This is a genomic window from Gilliamella sp. wkB178, from assembly GCF_001690705.1.
Lineage (GTDB): Bacteria > Pseudomonadota > Gammaproteobacteria > Enterobacterales > Orbaceae > Gilliamella > Gilliamella apicola_K.
This window is the reverse complement of sequence record NZ_LZGK01000013.1, coordinates 683,146-698,958: the sequence shown is the minus strand read 5'-3', so window position 1 is coordinate 698,958 and position 15,813 is coordinate 683,146. Positions and strand designations below refer to the sequence as shown.

The following is a 15,813-nucleotide window of genomic DNA, read 5'->3' as shown; positions in this document are numbered from 1 at the left end:
TTACAGCTTATTAGTAACAGCTTTTATAATATAAGGATGATTAAATTAATTTAAAGAGGCCGATCATCCTTTTTTTATTTTACATCGAGGTAGATTTTATATTTAAGCGCGTGTGTTTTAGTTGGCTAACCAAATTCGCAAGTGACACATTTAGTTGTTGCATAAATTGTTGATAAGTAAACTCTTTTTTACTTATTTCTTCTAGTTGTAGTTCCCAATGTGCGGTCATATCGGGCGTTGACATAATATCCGGTAACCCTGTGATTAAATTACGCCCTATTGGTGTGGAACGAATAGCCTTGCCTTGTCGCCGTAAAAACTCACGTTTAAATAATAATTCAATTATGCCAGCTCTAGTGGCTTCCGTGCCTAAACCATCAGTTTCGCGGAGTATTTTTTTAATATCTGGATCTTTAACAAAGCGAGCAATTCCTGTCATAGCTGCAAGTAAAGTCGCGTCGGTAAATGGTCTGGGTGGTTGCGTTTCTTTGCTAATTAATTCAGCATCCACACACTGAACCGACTCACCTTTTTTAACTAATTTGGTCAATAATCCATTACTGTCATTATTTTCTGATTCTGAATCAGGCTGATTATTTTTATTTTTAAACAATACCTTCCAACCCTCACTTAGCATTTGGTTGGCTTTGGCGATAAATTTACCATTTTGAATATCGACATCAATTTGCAGTTCGGCATATTTATAAGCCGGGTAAAATTGTGCTAAATATTGGGTGGCAATAACTTGATAGACCGCTTGTTCATTAGCACTCAATTGTGCCATCTTCGCTTGGCGTAATGTTGGAATAATGGCATGATGTGCCTCAACTTTTTTATCATTCCACGCTTTAGAACGCAAATTAAAATCGGCATTATCTATAGCTGATTGTAAATCACCACAATTATTGGCAATTGCTGACTTCACACCGGTTATTTGCTTTAAATGTTCTTGTGGTAAAAATCGACAATCCGATCGCGGGTAAGTGATTAATTTATGTTTTTCATACAATGACTGGCAGATATCAAGCACTTCTTGGGCACTTAAACTGTATTTTTTTGCCATTTCAATTTGTAATGCCGATAAGTTAAATGGTAACGGTGGTGCTAACTCTTTCTTTTTATTACTGACTTTATCTATTATGCCCGTTTGGTTTTTAATTCGTTGACACACATTTTCGGCCAATGCTTTAACTAATACCCGGCCTTCTTCATCTTGATAAGGTGCACACGCTTCACTAGGTTGCCATTTAGCCTTAAAGGTTTCGTTATTTTTGGTTTCTAAAACTGCATAAACTTCATAAAAAGGTTTGGGCAAAAATTGTTCTATTTCTAAATCTCGTCTGACTACTAGACCAAGAATCGGTGTTTGCACGCGCCCAATAGATAAAACTCCACGATAACCATTTTTTTGCCCCACAATGGTACACAGGCGGCTCATATTAATCCCATATAACCAATCTGCCCTTGCCCTAGCTAATGCCGAAATGGAAAGGGGAACAAAGTCTTGATTACTGCGTAAATGTTGGATGGATTTTTCGACAGCACTGGCATTTAAGTCGCTTATTAAACACCTTTGAATTGCTTTACGTTTGTTGGGAGGCAATTGACAATAATTTAGGACTTCATCGACCAGTAATTGCCCTTCCCGATCTGGATCGCCGGCATGAACGATTTGATCGGCTGATTTAATTAGATCCACCAAGACATTAAACTGTTTATTAGTATTATTTTTTGGCAGCAAGATCCATTTCTCGGGCACAATGGGTAAATCGTCAAGCTGCCACTTTTTATAACGGGCATCATAAACTTCCGGCGTTGCTTGTTCCAATAAGTGCCCAATACACCAACTAACCACATCTCCATTGCTGGCTTTGATAAAACCATTACCCTTTTGCTGTGGCTTGGGTAATACATCGGCAATGGCTCTAGCTAAACTAGGTTTTTCGGCGATAAATAAACGATAAGATTGCTTAGATTGCATAAATGTCTAGTTCTAATTAAAATTTGCAAACAACTGAAAATTCCTTTTTAACCAAAAGTTGCTAACAGCGTTTGATTATTATTGTTTAATAAAGAGTTAATAATATGTCGAGTCTCAACGTTATAAAATAGCATACTTTTTAAGTCGCATTTACCTGTAAAACCATGTGCCACATTACAACCATTTTTTATACTTAAGCCAAATAACTGAACCAATACAAATCACAATAATAAGCAATACTAAGCCAATAAATGACCATTGTTGTTCATTATAAGGAATACCCGCTAAATTCACTCCCAGCAAACTAGTTAAAAACGTAATCGGGGTAAATATAATGGTAAACAGTGACATTAAATAAATGCGTTTATTGGTTGATTCGGCTAAAAAACTATTAATTTGTTCCATTAGTGAAGCAATACGCAGTAAACAACTGTCAATATCGGATACATAATGATTCTGCTGACTGGAGATATCGTGTAACCTTTGGCGGTCATTGTCATCAATCCAAGAGATTCTTTCGGTGGAAATTTTAACAAAGATATCCCGTTGTGGAGATAATAATCGGCGCAATATAAATAACTGTTTACGGACACGGCCTATTTCTTTGTGTGAAAAGATCCTTTGGTTTAAAACTAAATCTTCAAGTTTAACAATTTTGTTGTGAACACTATCAAATGATTGATTAACTTGATCGCTGATTAACTCAGAGACTTGAATCAACCAATCTGCAACATCAACCGGTCCAATGCCTTTTTCTAAGTTATCTTTTAATTGAAAAATAGCATCAATTTGTTGGTGTCGAGTTGAAATAATTAAATTATCAGTGATAAAAAAACGAAAAGTGACAATCGGATCGGGTAGTTCATTTGGAATGAAGTTTACCCCTTTTAAAACCACCAAGATACCAGAATCAAAGCGAATTTCTTTGGAAATTTGGTTAGGTTTAATCAGCTCATTCTTAACAATTTCCGGTATTAAATCTGTTGAATGTATCCAATTGATAGTTTCTGCTTTAGCAAAATCTAAATGTAACCAACAGGGTTGTTGTACTGTCGCTTCACTGTCATTAGTTAATGGAATTGCTTTACCTTTACCATCTAATTGACAACTAAAAACAGGTTCAGCAGCTAAAAAACGCGAAACGGGTACGACTCCAACATTATTCAAGTCAGCCATAATGCTCCACCAGCAGATTAATTTTTGTCAATTATATACCTAAATTAGCTTAAAATGCAGTTACCCATACCGGTTAATTTTTTGATTATGGATTTAAATAAATTTGTGGCACTTGCGTATTTGCAGGATGCTGATAAACGCCTAATTCAACACCATACCAATGATTGATATTATTCACTGTCAAGACTTCGGCCGGAGTGCCTTGCTCAACAATTCGTCCTTGATTGAGCAATAATATTTTATCAGCATATAAGGCTGCCAAATTTAAATCATGCAAAATACAACATACCGCCAAATTTTGCTGGCTGGCTAATTGTTTCAATAATCGCAACGTCTGTTGTTGATGATATAAATCAAGTGCGGATGTAGGTTCGTCTAAAAAAAGTAATTTTTCCGTTGGTTCTGGTTGCCATAATTGTGCTAACACTCGTGCTAATTGTACTCGTTGTTGCTCACCACCTGACAAACTACGGTAATCGCGATCAGCCAATTTTAGGCAATCAGTTTGTCGCATAGTTTCATTGACAGCTTCGCTGGCGTAGGCCTTACCATAAGGAGAACGCCCCATAGCTACAACTTCTTTAACTTTAAATGGAAAAGACAAGTGACTCTGTTGCAACATTACCGTTCTTATTTTTGCTAATTGCTTAGTTGACCATTGGGCCAATGGCTTATTCAGTAAATAACATTCACCTGAAGATGGCGGTTGAAAACCCGTTAATAAACGTAATAAGGTGGATTTACCGGCACCATTAGGCCCAATAATCACTACTATTTCACCAGCATTGATATTTAAAGACACATCATCAATTAAAGTTCGAGTTGCACAATCAAAAGTTAAATGTTTAGCGGTTAACATATGCAAATTCCATCTCTATTATTTATGTCTTAAAATCAGCCACAGGAAATAAGGACCACCAATTAAACTGGTAAAAAGCCCAACTGGAATTTCAGTTGGAGCAATTACTGTTCTGGCTAAGGTGTCAGCTAATAGTAATAAACAGGCACCACCTAACGCCGAACCGGGTAATAGCCAGCTATGATTAGCACCAATGCGTAACCTGATCATATGTGGCACCACTAAACCAACAAAAGCAATAATGCCACTTACCGCAACCGAAGTGCCAATAAGTACCGAAGAAAGTAATAACAAATAGCGTTTTATACGTTGTACATTAACACCAAGATAATGAGCATCTTCATCGCCAAGTTGTAAAATATTGAGTTGCTGAGAAAGTTTAAATACACAAATTAATGACGGTATAATAAGCGACATCGCTACAAATACCAGTTCCCACGAGCCTTTACCTAAATGCCCCATTGACCATAAAGATAATTGGCGTAATTGGGATTCATCACTGATGTAACTCAAAAAGCCCATTATTGCACCAATAATGGCATTAATTGCTACACCTAATAATATCATTTTAGCCAAATTACATTGCTCATTGAGGCTATAGATATAAATCAATAAACAAATAAACAGGCTACCTATAAAAGCCGCAATCATCTTGCCATATAACATAACGATTGGAGGAAATATTGCAGGAAATATAATAGTTATTCCGACTACTAAACTGGCACCACTACTGATTCCTAGTAATCCAGAATCAGCTAATGGATTTCTAAATAAACCCTGCATTACTGCACCGGATGTGGCGAGTGCCATGCCAACAATTACCGCTAACATAATTCGCGGTAAGCGTACATTTAACCAAATATTCCACAAGGGATCATCCCATGACATATTTAGCAAATGTGAAACTGACAGTTTTAGAGCACCTGAATTAGCCGAATAGATTATTAGCGCTATAAGAATGGCAGATAACCCCCACAACAATGAACGATGATTATACTTCCGCACCCCTAGACCTCGTTACTAAATTAAAATTAATCATATAATTATTATACTAATAGTTTATTACCAGATCGGGTTCAATAACACTGTAGGCACGATTATCAAGTTGTTGGTCACCGATTTTATTAATAATTAATTTTGCCAGTTCAGTTCGATGAATAAAACCATGTATCTCTTGTTGGTAATAGCAACAGCCATTCCCGGTGGCATCACCGTCAACTAGGCCACCTGGTCTTAGAATTAAGTAATTTAAGTTACTAGTTTGTAACCATACTTCGGCCAAGGATTTTTCTCTTACTGCTTGACCAAATGCTTGTTTAGCCCGAGTTGATAAAAATGGCCATGAATCACCACAACCCAATGAGGTAACTAATACCATTTGTTTAATACCAACTTGTTCAGCGCAGTCAATTATAATCCGCTGCGCAATATAGTTACCGGTACTACCACCTAAAGTCGAAATAATCGTTGCGTCATTACCTGCTAATTGACATAGTTTGGTTACTGTCGAAATATCACTGGCATCACCAACATGAGCTTCAATCCCTTGTTGCAGTAGTTGTTTAGCAAAATCGGCGTCACGGACTAAAACAATACAACGCCATTTCGGTTGGCATTGTATTGCTAATTGAGAAATTTGATAGCCAGTCCCTAATTTGGAACTCACACCCAAAATTAATAATGTTTTCATATTGTTTTTACTTAGCTAGTTTTTTTACTAATGTTCTATATTTTTCTAACTGCTCTGTTTTCAATTGGTGTTTCTCATCTCGACCAACAAAAATTTTAAACATTGATTGCCCGGCATGGTTAAGGAAAACAATTGATGCGGTAGACATTTTCATAAATGTTCGTTCAATAAAAGCAATATATTGGCAATGTTCTGCCCTAATGTGGCCACTCAATCCTTTTTGGTGACGTAAATTAAAATATTTATCGCTATGCTTGCCCGGAGGTAATTCACCTGAGATCTCAGCAATAATATCGCCAGAATGAATCAAAAACATCACATCACCCCATGTTGAAACTTCGCCCCAAACCGTATCAAAATTGTTGCCATCGACAATCTTCGCTTCCGGTAACGCTTGAATAACTTGAGTTAAAGTAACTTGATGATCTTGAGCAATTTTTTCTAATAGTTCCTCAGGATTATTTTGCATGTATTCGGCTAGTTTTTTATTAAAAGTTTGTTTATCTACCATAATAATATCCTTTAATTACGTAACGTTGTTTTGATGGTTTGTTTGTGTGGATGCGCTGCTGGCATAGCATGATTAGGTGGCATTGATGGTCTTTTTTGTGCCATTTGTTTTTGCATTTCAATATACTCAGGATTATTGAGTTGCAGTAACAGTTGTTGCAAAGCTTGCAGAATATTGCTGGACCAAAAACGCCCTGATAGTGTTAAATTCATACAACGATCCTGATCTTGCAATAAGCCAACTTGATGCCATTGTTTAATTAGTGGATCAAACAATTCACTATGTTCTGTCAGTTTAGTTAAATCAACTCTACCCTTTTCAATCCCTGCTTGTAATCGATGTAACCAATCACCTAATAGGGATTTACCGGTTAACATCATCAACGGCTTTTTACCTTGATCTAGAATTGCATAATATTGAGTTAAATCTCGATGCATCATAAATGATTGGCCACCTAATCGGCCACCAGCACAAGAACCAAAGGCAAAAAAATTCGAGCCTTGTTTAATCAACGAATTATATAAATTACGTTCTCGAGTCGTTTTTGCCCAATGAGCATTAGTTAAATGCATCCAACCTTGTTTACCTAAAAATTTAGCGCCTTGATGATAAAAATCACATTTATCCGTAACTGATGGTATGGTTATGCGATGATTTTCAACACCTTTAGCTAACGGAGTGGTGGGTAAAAGATTAAGAGAATAAAGGTCAACGCCATCGAGCGGTAAATCATCCGCAATTTGTAAATCCCGTTGCCAATTATCATAATTTTGATTGGGCAAACCAAACATTAAATCACATACTAAGGCCACGCTATCGCGTAACGCGATGCGTTTAAAATTCTGAATAATTTGTTGCTCAGTCGATTGACGACCCAATTTTTGCCTAATTTCAGTGTTAAAAGTTTGCACACCAATCGAGAAACGATTAGCACCAGCTTCAATATAACTATCAACTCGCTCATCATCAAAATCAGAAATACGGCCTTCAACCGTAATTTCACAATCAGGTGCCAATGGGGCTTTTTGCTTTAGATAACTAATAACTCGCCCTAGCTGGCCAGCAGCTAAAGCTGAAGGGGTACCACCGCCAAAATAGATAGCATGAATCGGGCCTGATTGCATGGCTTGATTATTTATTTCAAGTGCAATTTCTTGTAATAAATAATCGATATAAATTGTTGTATCAAATTTTCGAAACGGATTTTGATAAAAGCCACAAAATTGGCAATGAATATCACAAAAAGGAATGTGTATATATATTAATCTCTTTTTCCCGGTTAATTCACTGTTTTGTAACATTTGCCAATTTTTATCCACTTCTTGAGGATTGATTGGCATGCTTGCTTGCAAAGGCATCACTGCCCAACGATCTTTAAAAGGTAAAACTGCATTGGCAGCAAAATATGGGCTAACGTCTAATGATTTCATAACAACAATTTCAAAAACAACTATAGTTAAATTAATATTCTAAAAGATTAAATAATAATTATTATCATTTATCAATGTTTTTTTATACATATATTTTTAACTATTTGTTATTAAACATATTAAATTTAATTTGTTTCGCAATCACATTATTTATTCGCCATCAATAATTTAGAGATTTTTTTATTGTTAATATTCATAAGCTTCTTAGTTTTTAAAAACATAGCAAATTTTTGTTGATAACGCTTATCATTTTCAATATAGTAGCAGGCGTTTTATAAATGGACACAGGAAATATTCAATGAAGAATAAAATCATTGCTCAAATCAGTTTACTGCTATTAATATTCACTTTTAATAGTTGTATTAATTACAGTGCAGCTAATGAACGAATAGTGGTTGCCGGAGGATCTTTAACTGAAATTGTTTTTGCTATTGGCGCTGGAGATGAAGTTGTAGGTGTTGATAAAACAAGTAATTATCCAGAAAAAGTAAAACAATTACCGCAAATCGGTTATTGGAAATTACTCAACATTGAAGGAATTTTATCGCTAAAACCTTCACTATTTATTACGTTAAGTGATGCCGAACCTGAAAATGTGATAAGCCAAGTAAAACAAGCTAATGTAGATGTTTTAGCTTTACAACGCGTTCCGGGGACGCTGGAGTTACTGTATGGCAACATCGACAAAATTGCCACTAAGTTGAACAAACAAAATGAAGGCAAACAATTAATTAACCGGCTACAACAAAACTTATCGCAAATCCAAAATAACATTGCTAAGCAACCTAAAAAAACCAAAGTATTATTCCTAATGAGTATGGGTGGGACTAATGCTGTAGCAGGTAAAAATACCACAGCTGATGCGTTAATCAATATTGCCGGTGGTGAAAATCTTGCTACTCATAATAGTTATAAAAGCTATACCCCAGAATCACTTATTGCAATGAACCCGGAAGTTATCTTACTTAGTACTCATTCGGTTAATGAGATGGGTGGTATGGATAAATTAAATACGATGCCAGGAGTTACTGAAACCGCAGCTTTTAAAAATCACCGGATTGTAACTATTGATGATAGTTACCTCTTTGGTATTGGACCACGAGTTGATGAAGTGGCTAAAGTCCTTTACCAAGCGTTTTATCCACAATAACTTTAAAAATATTAATTATTTAATAACAAGAAGCAATTGAAGATATTCATTTAATTATTACGTTTACAAGGATTCAAATGTTTAGTTTTACGAATTTAAAAAAAACAAGTACCCTAGCATTAGGTTTAACTTTTGTAATGCCTGCTTTAGCTACTGAACAAACTGATGATGATAAAAATATTGATACCATCACGGTTACAGCGCATGAAGCCATTAAACAACCAGGAACTAATACCGAAATTTCCGAACATGATATCCGCCGAGATGGTGGCACTAATTTTGGTACACTTATGCGTTATCAACCACTTATTTCGGCGCCAGGTAGTATCTCGGGTTCAGGCAGTGGTAAAAGTAGTTGGGATAGAAGTGGTTTTACTGGCTACAACATTCGTGGTTTAGATGCTAACCGCGTTTCAATTGATATTGATGGTATGCCTTTACCGATAGCGCAAGGCCGAGTCAATTCTGTAGGACGAGCAGGATTTGGTTCTTATGGTATTGGTCGCGATTACATTGATACTTATATGTACAATAAAGTAGATATTCAATCTGGGGCAACTTCAGTTAGTAATGCTAATAATGCACTAGGTGGTTCGGTTTCATTCCAGACTAAAACAGCTAGCTATTATCTCTATCCAGGTAAAACTAGTTATTTTGGTTTTCAGAATAATTATGATAGTGCCGATAGAAGCTACCATCAAGGTATAACTATGGCTGGTGGTGATGATTATCTAAATGGTATATTAGTTTTAAGCCGTCGTGATGGGCAACAAACTCGTAATCATGGGGATTCCATTAGTAGCTATCCGGAAAATTGGCATTCTAATTCAATACTTGCTGGATTTGGCTGGCAAATAACCGACGAACATTTACTCAACACCACCATTGATTTTAATAGCAAAACTAAAAATTCGCATTATGATACCTGGGATCAAAAAGGGAAGATGGTTGAATCGTCTGATCATCAACGCAGTAAAAACAATCGCCTTAACTTAGCCATTAAAGATAAATGGCAGCCAACCGATATCAGTTGGATTGATAGTCTAACCACACAGTTTAACTATCAGCGCACTAACCTTTATGATGATACTAATCTACATTCTAAAGCTAATGGTAATTATAATATTCAAACTCACTATAATACTAAAGCTTATAATTTCATTACTACCTTATTGAAAAACTTGGATAATCAGAGAATTAGTGCTGGTCTGAACGGTAAATGGAGTAAAGATGAATCGCCATTTTATACTTCTGCTAAACCAAGATATGGCAATATTTTCCCTGATGGCGATTATGCAAAACCGCAAGCCGATAGCCGTACTTATCAATTAGGTGGTTTCTTTGAAGATCGTATCAGCTTTAAAATCAAAGATAGCAATAATTACTATATAGTGCCAGGTGTAAGAGCGATATATCAAAATACAAAACCGCGTAACCTTGAAAATATGGCTGTCACAATAGTAAATGGCTCACAATTAGGTAAACAGTATAATAGCAATAGTGATTTCAAAGTGTTGCCTTCATTAGCATTAATGTATGACTTAAAACCTAATTTAACGGCATATTTACAATATAAACGTAGCGCGCAAATGCCAAATCAAAATCAATTATACGGTTCTTATTTAGCACATAGTACTATGTATTTATTGGTAGGTGATTCTAATCTAAAAACCGAAACAAGTGATAATTTTGAATTAGGTTTAAAAGGTCAGCCAACTCAAGGTATTACCTTCTCATCTGCTGCATTTTATAATAAATATAAAGATTTCATTGCCTACACCCGTTATCGCAAAAACTTTATCGGCACAGGTAATCGCTTAGTGTATCAAGCAGAAAATCGTGACAAAGCCTATATCTATGGTGCTGAATTAACCAGTGAATTTAACCTTGGTACTTGGTTTGAATCAGTTAATGGTTTAAGCGCCAGATTCGCAATTGGTTATAACCAAGGTAAATCTAAATCAAGTTATTTAGGCGATAAATATGTCGAAATGGACTCAATAGCACCGATGAAAACAACTATTGGTTTAGCATGGGATGATCCAAGTAAACTCTATGGCGTTTCATTAATGTCAACCTTCCAAAAAGGTAAAAAAGCTGAGTCTACTAATCGTAATTCTTATAATAATGATGGTAAACCAATTACTGATTCAAATGATGAGTATTTTAGAATCGCTGGCCACGGTATTGTTGATTTAACCGGTTATGTTAACTTTACTAAAAATGTCAAATTAAGTGGTGGTATTTATAATCTTACCAACCAAAAATATTGGGATTACCTAAGTAATAACAAATTATACCGTACCTCAGATCATAAATACCTTGAAATGTTTACCGCTCCGGGTCGAACATTCCAATTGGGTCTAGATATCGACTTTTAATCTAATTAAAAATGATATTTACCAATCAAAGTTAGGTCCAACCTAACTTTGATCTTCTATTAAAATCCTCATTTCTTATCCTAAACAGCTAGCAATCACAGCCTGTTATCTAAAACATCCAATAAGTTACTTTATAATTTATGTATTATTTTTTGCCTCTGAGTTAAAATCGTTGATAGTGGTTTAAATCAAAAAAGACTTAATTTTTGGGATTGCTAATAAATGGCTGTATAGCTGAATTAAGATATTAACAGTATAAATTAGGTTAACTTAAGTGTGTTCATTATGAAAAAATCATATTTTATATAATTTTTGTTCCATTTATGGTTGTAGCAAAAGTGGATGTGTCAAAATATATGGGAAAATTAAAGTTGTTGATTTTTTTCTGATTATAAAGTTCAAGTAGTCGATTCGTTTGCTGATTTAAAAGTCCAAAAAGTGAAGTCTTTTGCTGATAGTACCGGGAAATGGAAGTTCGTAGATAGTTTTCCAGATTATAAAATAAAATTTGTAGATTTCTTCCTTGATTTCAAAATTAAGTATGTTGACAGCTTTCCCGAAGTTAATTAGATAAAAGATTAGTTACGTGCAACTAATAATAAAAAAGCATGCAATCTGCATTTATTCATTTAAATGCAAACAATCCTGTATTTTGGAAAATTTTAGGATTAAAATGCATAAAAGTCATATCGTTAAATAAATGAGATATTCATAAATAAGAAATTTATCTTAACATTACAAACTCAATTTATAACAATATAATGAAAGGAGAACACAGTGAGTTACATTTATGAGACAGTCCAAGTTCCACCAAATATTAATGTGGGGAAAAAAGATAAAGGTAATGAAGCAGGTGCATATTTGCTTGAAATTATAAATGCTAAAGCCAAAGATAATTGGGAATTTGTTAGCGTTGAAAGTATTGGAGTATCCACTTCTCCTGGCTGTCTTGCTTCTCTTTTTGGTAAAAAAGAAGAATATTCTCTTTATTACGTGATTGTTTTTAGACGTGAAGTGGCTTAGTTTTAAATTAATATATCTATATAGATCAATAGCCCCCAATCGAATTCGCTCTGCATGTAGATTTGAACCATCCTGTTCAGAATATGCATTACTTGCAATTGAAAAATATGGTGTTCTTAAAGGGTGGAAATTGACATTAGATAGATTAAAAAGATGTAAACCTCCTAATGGAGGGAAAGATTATCCATAATAACCACTTCACCGTAGTTATGATTAAATTTCTACTATTCATACCCACAAATGTGGGTATTTTAATACTTATCTGCTAATTACTTTTGATGACTAGCTTTATCGCATACCTAATTAAACATATAGCTTAATACTTCAATCTATTTATAAATATTAGCTACAAAACAAATAGCGTAAATGCATGCTGCAGCATAAATAATTGCATATATAAAATTAATGAGCGCCAAAATGAAGGCAATAACTCCCCAAACAGTAATTTTTTTATTGCGTAATATAAAGAAAATACCCGAAGTAACCATACCCGCTATAATAAATTTAATTAATAAAATAACTATAATAACAACTGCCATCACTTTTGGGTTTGGCTGCGTGATTGTAGAAAATAAAACATTAACAATTATAGCTAAAATAATGTTACCTAAAACAAGCCAACCCCAAAATGTAATAACTAAACTAAGCTCACCTGTGACAAGTTTTTTTAAAATCTTCATAAGAATCCTTTAAATAATATTTAGTTAAATTATATAGTTAAATACAATTCATAACAAATGAAACATAACTTAGTAATATGACAAGAGTCATTATGAATTTTGATAGTGATAATGAGGTTGTTTAAAAAATAGCAGCGTACTAGCTATTGAGTAACGCTCTTGAGTGTGTCTAGCATTGCTATCGATTTGATGTTGAGTGAATAATCAAAATTTAGGTATAAAAAACCGCTTCGAGAGCGGCTTGAAATATCATATTAAATTTACTATTTTTCTGGATACAGCATAAAAGGCGTGTTTTTATATTCTTTTGCCTTCTTATCCCATTCTTGTAGTCTCAATATGCAAAGGTATTTTTTTTCTTGCAAAGGTTTAATACCAATAGATAACAAATAATCATTATCTCTTTTAGGTACAAAAAATAATTTTGTATTATCCCACTTACAGATGGCTGAGTTTATTTCGTGATATCTAGTCACAGACACATCAAAAATAAATGGTTTGTCAGGCACAATATTAATTTGGTTTAATGGTTTTAGATAGTCATCTGGAACAGATACTCCATGAATATCTGAAGTTTCAGGAACCACACCTCTATCACCAAATCGATAAGGGACTAAATGTCCTGAATCATATTTATTGTTTTCATCATATATAACTAAACCTCGTGCATTAAAGTCATCAGAACCCACCTTAATAACAGTAATTCTAGCTCTTGGTTGATTACCTTTAGGCTCTACCACAGAATAAAAATGACTCTTTGCTAAAAATTTAACCCTTTTTTCATCTATCTGTATTGTTACAAAATCTTCGTACGTACACGATACAATAAATAAGGTAAACGCAATAAGAAATAGTGATTTTAATAATCTATGCATCAATATATTCTCATTCCTAAAAGGGAATTTACAGAATAATATATAATCAATTTTAAAGGAAGAAATTTAACTTTTACAAAAACCTAATTCCAACGGCTTATTTACACTGCTGAGTAACAAATTTATTATTACCCTGTATTTGTTTAATTTGCTGATTTCGCTCGCATTCTCATTTATCGGGTGGGTATAATTTATCCTATGCTTGCATCAGCTTGAGTTCTGATTTTGATAGGTTGATATTGTATTTATCTGACATGTAGAAATAAGTGCGAGCTATAACGCCACGAATTTCTTTTCTCGGTCGAAATTTTCTATCTTTAAAATCTATTGTGGTTTTGCATTGTCCGTACTGTGTGAATTCATTAGTAAATTGAGAGTATCTGAAATTATAACGGTCGTCGTTAACTTCGCCAATAGACGGTTGGAGATTGTACATATCTCCTTCCATTTCATTAAACTTGGCATCCTTTTTACACTCTTTATGCCCACCATCTCGCCAACATTGTAGATGACGCCCAAAATTTTCAGCAGGCATTACATGCTACCATTCTATACGAGACGCTCTGTTTAAATTCTTTCTTGGCTTATATCCGCATTTGCTGAAATCAACATCGCCTTTTTTACCTGCCTATGAAAACTCACAACCACGATAAGATATAGATTCTTCAGGATTTGATTTATATAACTGATTTAATTTAATTTTAACTATATTAAAGTTTTGTACTAAGTGAGCAAATAAAGAGATAAACAATAGAGTAACAAGTAGCTTTTTCATAAGTCCATTTATGTAGTAAAAAGTCTAATTTTTTAACTCTGGCTAACGTATTTTATTGTTTTGGACAACTGCTCTTATCCATATGAATTACAAACGGCTTTTCATCTTCAAAAGAAAACATATAAGACACCCCATTAGGAAATATCATTTTTAATTGTTGGAGTATTTTAGGTGTTGATTCATCTATATTACAGTATTTATCAACTGCTGATACTTTTAAGAAAGCTTCAAGTATTTCATCACTAAAGTTACCTTTTGAATATTTTTTCACGCTTATTTTATAGAATAATTCATTATTTTTTTTATAAACATCTTGCAATATAGTATATTCATCTAAATCCTTAGGAATTATTTTTTTAAAGCTTTCTATTATATTATCCTGTAATAAATTCAAATCGGCTTGAAGTTTTTGCATATCAATCTGATTACTAAAAGGATTTTCTTTGGAATATTTACAAAAAGGCAAAGTATCTTTATTGGTAGTATTAAGGTAATTAATTTCTATTTTATTGTAAGAATAACCTGGCATGTCATAGATAAGTTTTAATGCGGAATTTTCTACATTCTCTACTTTTAGCTTACTAACGAATCCATCTTTAATTGATAATTGCCCTATGTATATAATTCCATCTTCTATTTTATATTGTTTAATAGTTTCGCCATTATATAATGCTTTTTTTGCATCATTATCACAAATATAAGACTTTAAAGTAACTGTCCCATTATCGTAAAAAGTAAGAATATTAGCTTCACGACCAATTTCATACATATTCCATTTGCCAATAATTTTTTCTTTAATTTCTTAGTCTGATAATTTCTGTTTATCCGCAGCAAAAACAATACAAGGAATAATTAAGAGGATTAACAATATTTTTTCATATTCATTACCTTTAGGACAATTATGCCTGATGATAACAAAAATAATGTAGAAAAATATCAAGAATGTTTAATTTTTTTGATGCTATTAAATTTTACAGAAAAACAAAAAAGCCTCTTAATTGAGGCTTTCTCTTAAATTCAATATAGATCGGTGTTCTTGACATGGTGGGGGTCAGTGGTTCGAGTCCACCCGGGCGTACCATCCTGAATTATTTATAAAATAATCTTTAATTTAATCAAGTTTTATTCAAACCATATGCCGTCTCTATAGAGACAATTTTTGTGGTTAAATTCTGTAACTTGCTATCCTTACAAATTAGATTATTATAAATAAACTCAAATCAATTATTCTAAATATGATAACGATAAACTACATTGTCCCAATTTATATTCGAACTACACC

15 protein-coding genes and 1 pseudogene are annotated in these 15,813 nt (G+C 33.8%); 5 read left to right on the top strand and 11 right to left on the bottom strand.

The features are described 5' to 3' along the window. Positions 1–79: 79 nt before the first annotated feature. The 7 genes from A9G13_RS07355 to hutW all read right to left on the bottom strand — a co-directional run bounded on the left by A9G13_RS07355 (position 80) and on the right by hutW (position 7,647). Positions 80–1,981, bottom strand: a complete 1,902-nt coding sequence (locus tag A9G13_RS07355) for a DNA topoisomerase III (RefSeq protein WP_065556930.1) — start codon at positions 1,979–1,981, stop codon at positions 80–82. A 174-nt stretch (positions 1,982–2,155) separates the two neighbouring features. Beyond that, positions 2,156–3,157, bottom strand: a complete 1,002-nt coding sequence (zntB, locus tag A9G13_RS07350) for a zinc transporter ZntB (RefSeq protein WP_065556929.1) — start codon at positions 3,155–3,157, stop codon at positions 2,156–2,158. An 85-nt stretch (positions 3,158–3,242) separates the two neighbouring features. Further along, entirely contained in the window at positions 3,243–4,016 is a 774-nt protein-coding gene (locus A9G13_RS07345) for a heme ABC transporter ATP-binding protein (RefSeq protein WP_065556928.1), read from the bottom strand. Between the two features lie 18 nt (positions 4,017–4,034). After that, positions 4,035–5,021, bottom strand: coding sequence for a FecCD family ABC transporter permease (locus A9G13_RS07340; protein ID WP_176701961.1), 987 nt, complete (start codon positions 5,019–5,021; stop codon positions 4,035–4,037). Between the two features lie 46 nt (positions 5,022–5,067). Next, complete coding sequence (locus A9G13_RS07335; protein ID WP_065556926.1) at positions 5,068–5,706, bottom strand: NAD(P)H-binding protein; 639 nt, start codon at positions 5,704–5,706, stop codon at positions 5,068–5,070. A gap of 7 nt (positions 5,707–5,713) precedes the next feature. Continuing rightward, on the bottom strand, positions 5,714–6,217 hold the full coding sequence (hutX, locus tag A9G13_RS07330; RefSeq protein WP_065556925.1) for a heme utilization cystosolic carrier protein HutX: 504 nt from the start codon (positions 6,215–6,217) through the stop codon (positions 5,714–5,716). Positions 6,218–6,228: 11 nt separating this feature from the next. Beyond that, the gene (hutW, locus tag A9G13_RS07325) at positions 6,229–7,647 is read right to left on the bottom strand and encodes a heme anaerobic degradation radical SAM methyltransferase ChuW/HutW (protein WP_065556924.1); all 1,419 of its coding nucleotides are present in this window, start codon (positions 7,645–7,647) and stop codon (positions 6,229–6,231) included. Between the two features lie 298 nt (positions 7,648–7,945). Here hutW and A9G13_RS07320 point away from each other — a divergent pair, with 298 nt between their 5' ends. The 5 genes and pseudogenes from A9G13_RS07320 to yidD all read left to right on the top strand — a co-directional run bounded on the left by A9G13_RS07320 (position 7,946) and on the right by yidD (position 12,391). Then, the gene (locus A9G13_RS07320) at positions 7,946–8,797 is read left to right on the top strand and encodes a heme/hemin ABC transporter substrate-binding protein (RefSeq protein WP_065556923.1); all 852 of its coding nucleotides are present in this window, start codon (positions 7,946–7,948) and stop codon (positions 8,795–8,797) included. A gap of 77 nt (positions 8,798–8,874) precedes the next feature. Further along, a complete protein-coding gene (locus tag A9G13_RS07315; RefSeq protein ID WP_065556922.1) occupies positions 8,875–11,178 on the top strand; it encodes a TonB-dependent receptor domain-containing protein in 2,304 nt (767 codons plus the stop codon). Between the two features lie 349 nt (positions 11,179–11,527). Further along, positions 11,528–11,748, top strand: a pseudogene (locus A9G13_RS11345) (hypothetical protein); the annotation flags it as partial. Positions 11,749–11,955: 207 nt separating this feature from the next. After that, positions 11,956–12,201 carry a DUF4177 domain-containing protein gene (locus A9G13_RS07310; RefSeq protein ID WP_065556921.1) on the top strand — a complete coding sequence of 82 codons (246 nt, stop codon included), beginning with the start codon at positions 11,956–11,958 and terminating at the stop codon, positions 12,199–12,201. Next, positions 12,188–12,391: a membrane protein insertion efficiency factor YidD gene (yidD, locus tag A9G13_RS11280; protein WP_081301193.1), complete on the top strand. Its 204-nt coding sequence runs from the start codon at positions 12,188–12,190 to the stop codon at positions 12,389–12,391. The genes A9G13_RS07310 and yidD overlap by 14 nt, the downstream gene beginning before the upstream one ends. 139 nt (positions 12,392–12,530) lie before the next feature. Here the strand turns inward: yidD and A9G13_RS07305 are convergent, their stop codons facing one another. The 4 genes from A9G13_RS07305 to A9G13_RS07290 all read right to left on the bottom strand — a co-directional run bounded on the left by A9G13_RS07305 (position 12,531) and on the right by A9G13_RS07290 (position 15,300). Continuing rightward, positions 12,531–12,881, bottom strand: coding sequence for a hypothetical protein (locus A9G13_RS07305; protein ID WP_081301192.1), 351 nt, complete (start codon positions 12,879–12,881; stop codon positions 12,531–12,533). 263 nt (positions 12,882–13,144) lie between these two features. Beyond that, on the bottom strand, positions 13,145–13,756 hold the full coding sequence (locus A9G13_RS07300; RefSeq protein WP_065556920.1) for a hypothetical protein: 612 nt from the start codon (positions 13,754–13,756) through the stop codon (positions 13,145–13,147). A gap of 196 nt (positions 13,757–13,952) precedes the next feature. Continuing rightward, positions 13,953–14,291 carry an endonuclease gene (locus A9G13_RS11030; protein ID WP_141670882.1) on the bottom strand — a complete coding sequence of 113 codons (339 nt, stop codon included), beginning with the start codon at positions 14,289–14,291 and terminating at the stop codon, positions 13,953–13,955. A 292-nt stretch (positions 14,292–14,583) separates the two neighbouring features. Continuing rightward, complete coding sequence (locus A9G13_RS07290; RefSeq protein ID WP_065556919.1) at positions 14,584–15,300, bottom strand: hypothetical protein; 717 nt, start codon at positions 15,298–15,300, stop codon at positions 14,584–14,586. Positions 15,301–15,813: the final 513 nt, after the last annotated feature.

Bases quoted from the DNA above. Each gene is read 5' to 3' on its own strand.
- A9G13_RS07300 (WP_065556920.1), bottom strand. From the start codon at position 13,756: ATGCATAGATTATTAAAATCACTATTTCTTATTGCGTTTACCTTATTT.
- A9G13_RS07315 (WP_065556922.1), top strand. From the start codon at position 8,875: ATGTTTAGTTTTACGAATTTAAAAAAAACAAGTACCCTAGCATTAGGT.
- A9G13_RS07355 (WP_065556930.1), bottom strand. From the start codon at position 1,981: ATGCAATCTAAGCAATCTTATCGTTTATTTATCGCCGAAAAACCTAGT.
- A9G13_RS07335 (WP_065556926.1), bottom strand. From the start codon at position 5,706: ATGAAAACATTATTAATTTTGGGTGTGAGTTCCAAATTAGGGACTGGC.
- A9G13_RS07290 (WP_065556919.1), bottom strand. From the start codon at position 15,300: ATGTATGAAATTGGTCGTGAAGCTAATATTCTTACTTTTTACGATAAT.
- zntB (WP_065556929.1), bottom strand. From the start codon at position 3,157: ATGGCTGACTTGAATAATGTTGGAGTCGTACCCGTTTCGCGTTTTTTA.
- hutX (WP_065556925.1), bottom strand. From the start codon at position 6,217: ATGGTAGATAAACAAACTTTTAATAAAAAACTAGCCGAATACATGCAA.
- A9G13_RS07345 (WP_065556928.1), bottom strand. From the start codon at position 4,016: ATGTTAACCGCTAAACATTTAACTTTTGATTGTGCAACTCGAACTTTA.
- hutW (WP_065556924.1), bottom strand. From the start codon at position 7,647: ATGAAATCATTAGACGTTAGCCCATATTTTGCTGCCAATGCAGTTTTA.
- A9G13_RS07320 (WP_065556923.1), top strand. From the start codon at position 7,946: ATGAAGAATAAAATCATTGCTCAAATCAGTTTACTGCTATTAATATTC.
- A9G13_RS07305 (WP_081301192.1), bottom strand. From the start codon at position 12,881: ATGAAGATTTTAAAAAAACTTGTCACAGGTGAGCTTAGTTTAGTTATT.
- A9G13_RS11030 (WP_141670882.1), bottom strand. From the start codon at position 14,291: ATGCCTGCTGAAAATTTTGGGCGTCATCTACAATGTTGGCGAGATGGT.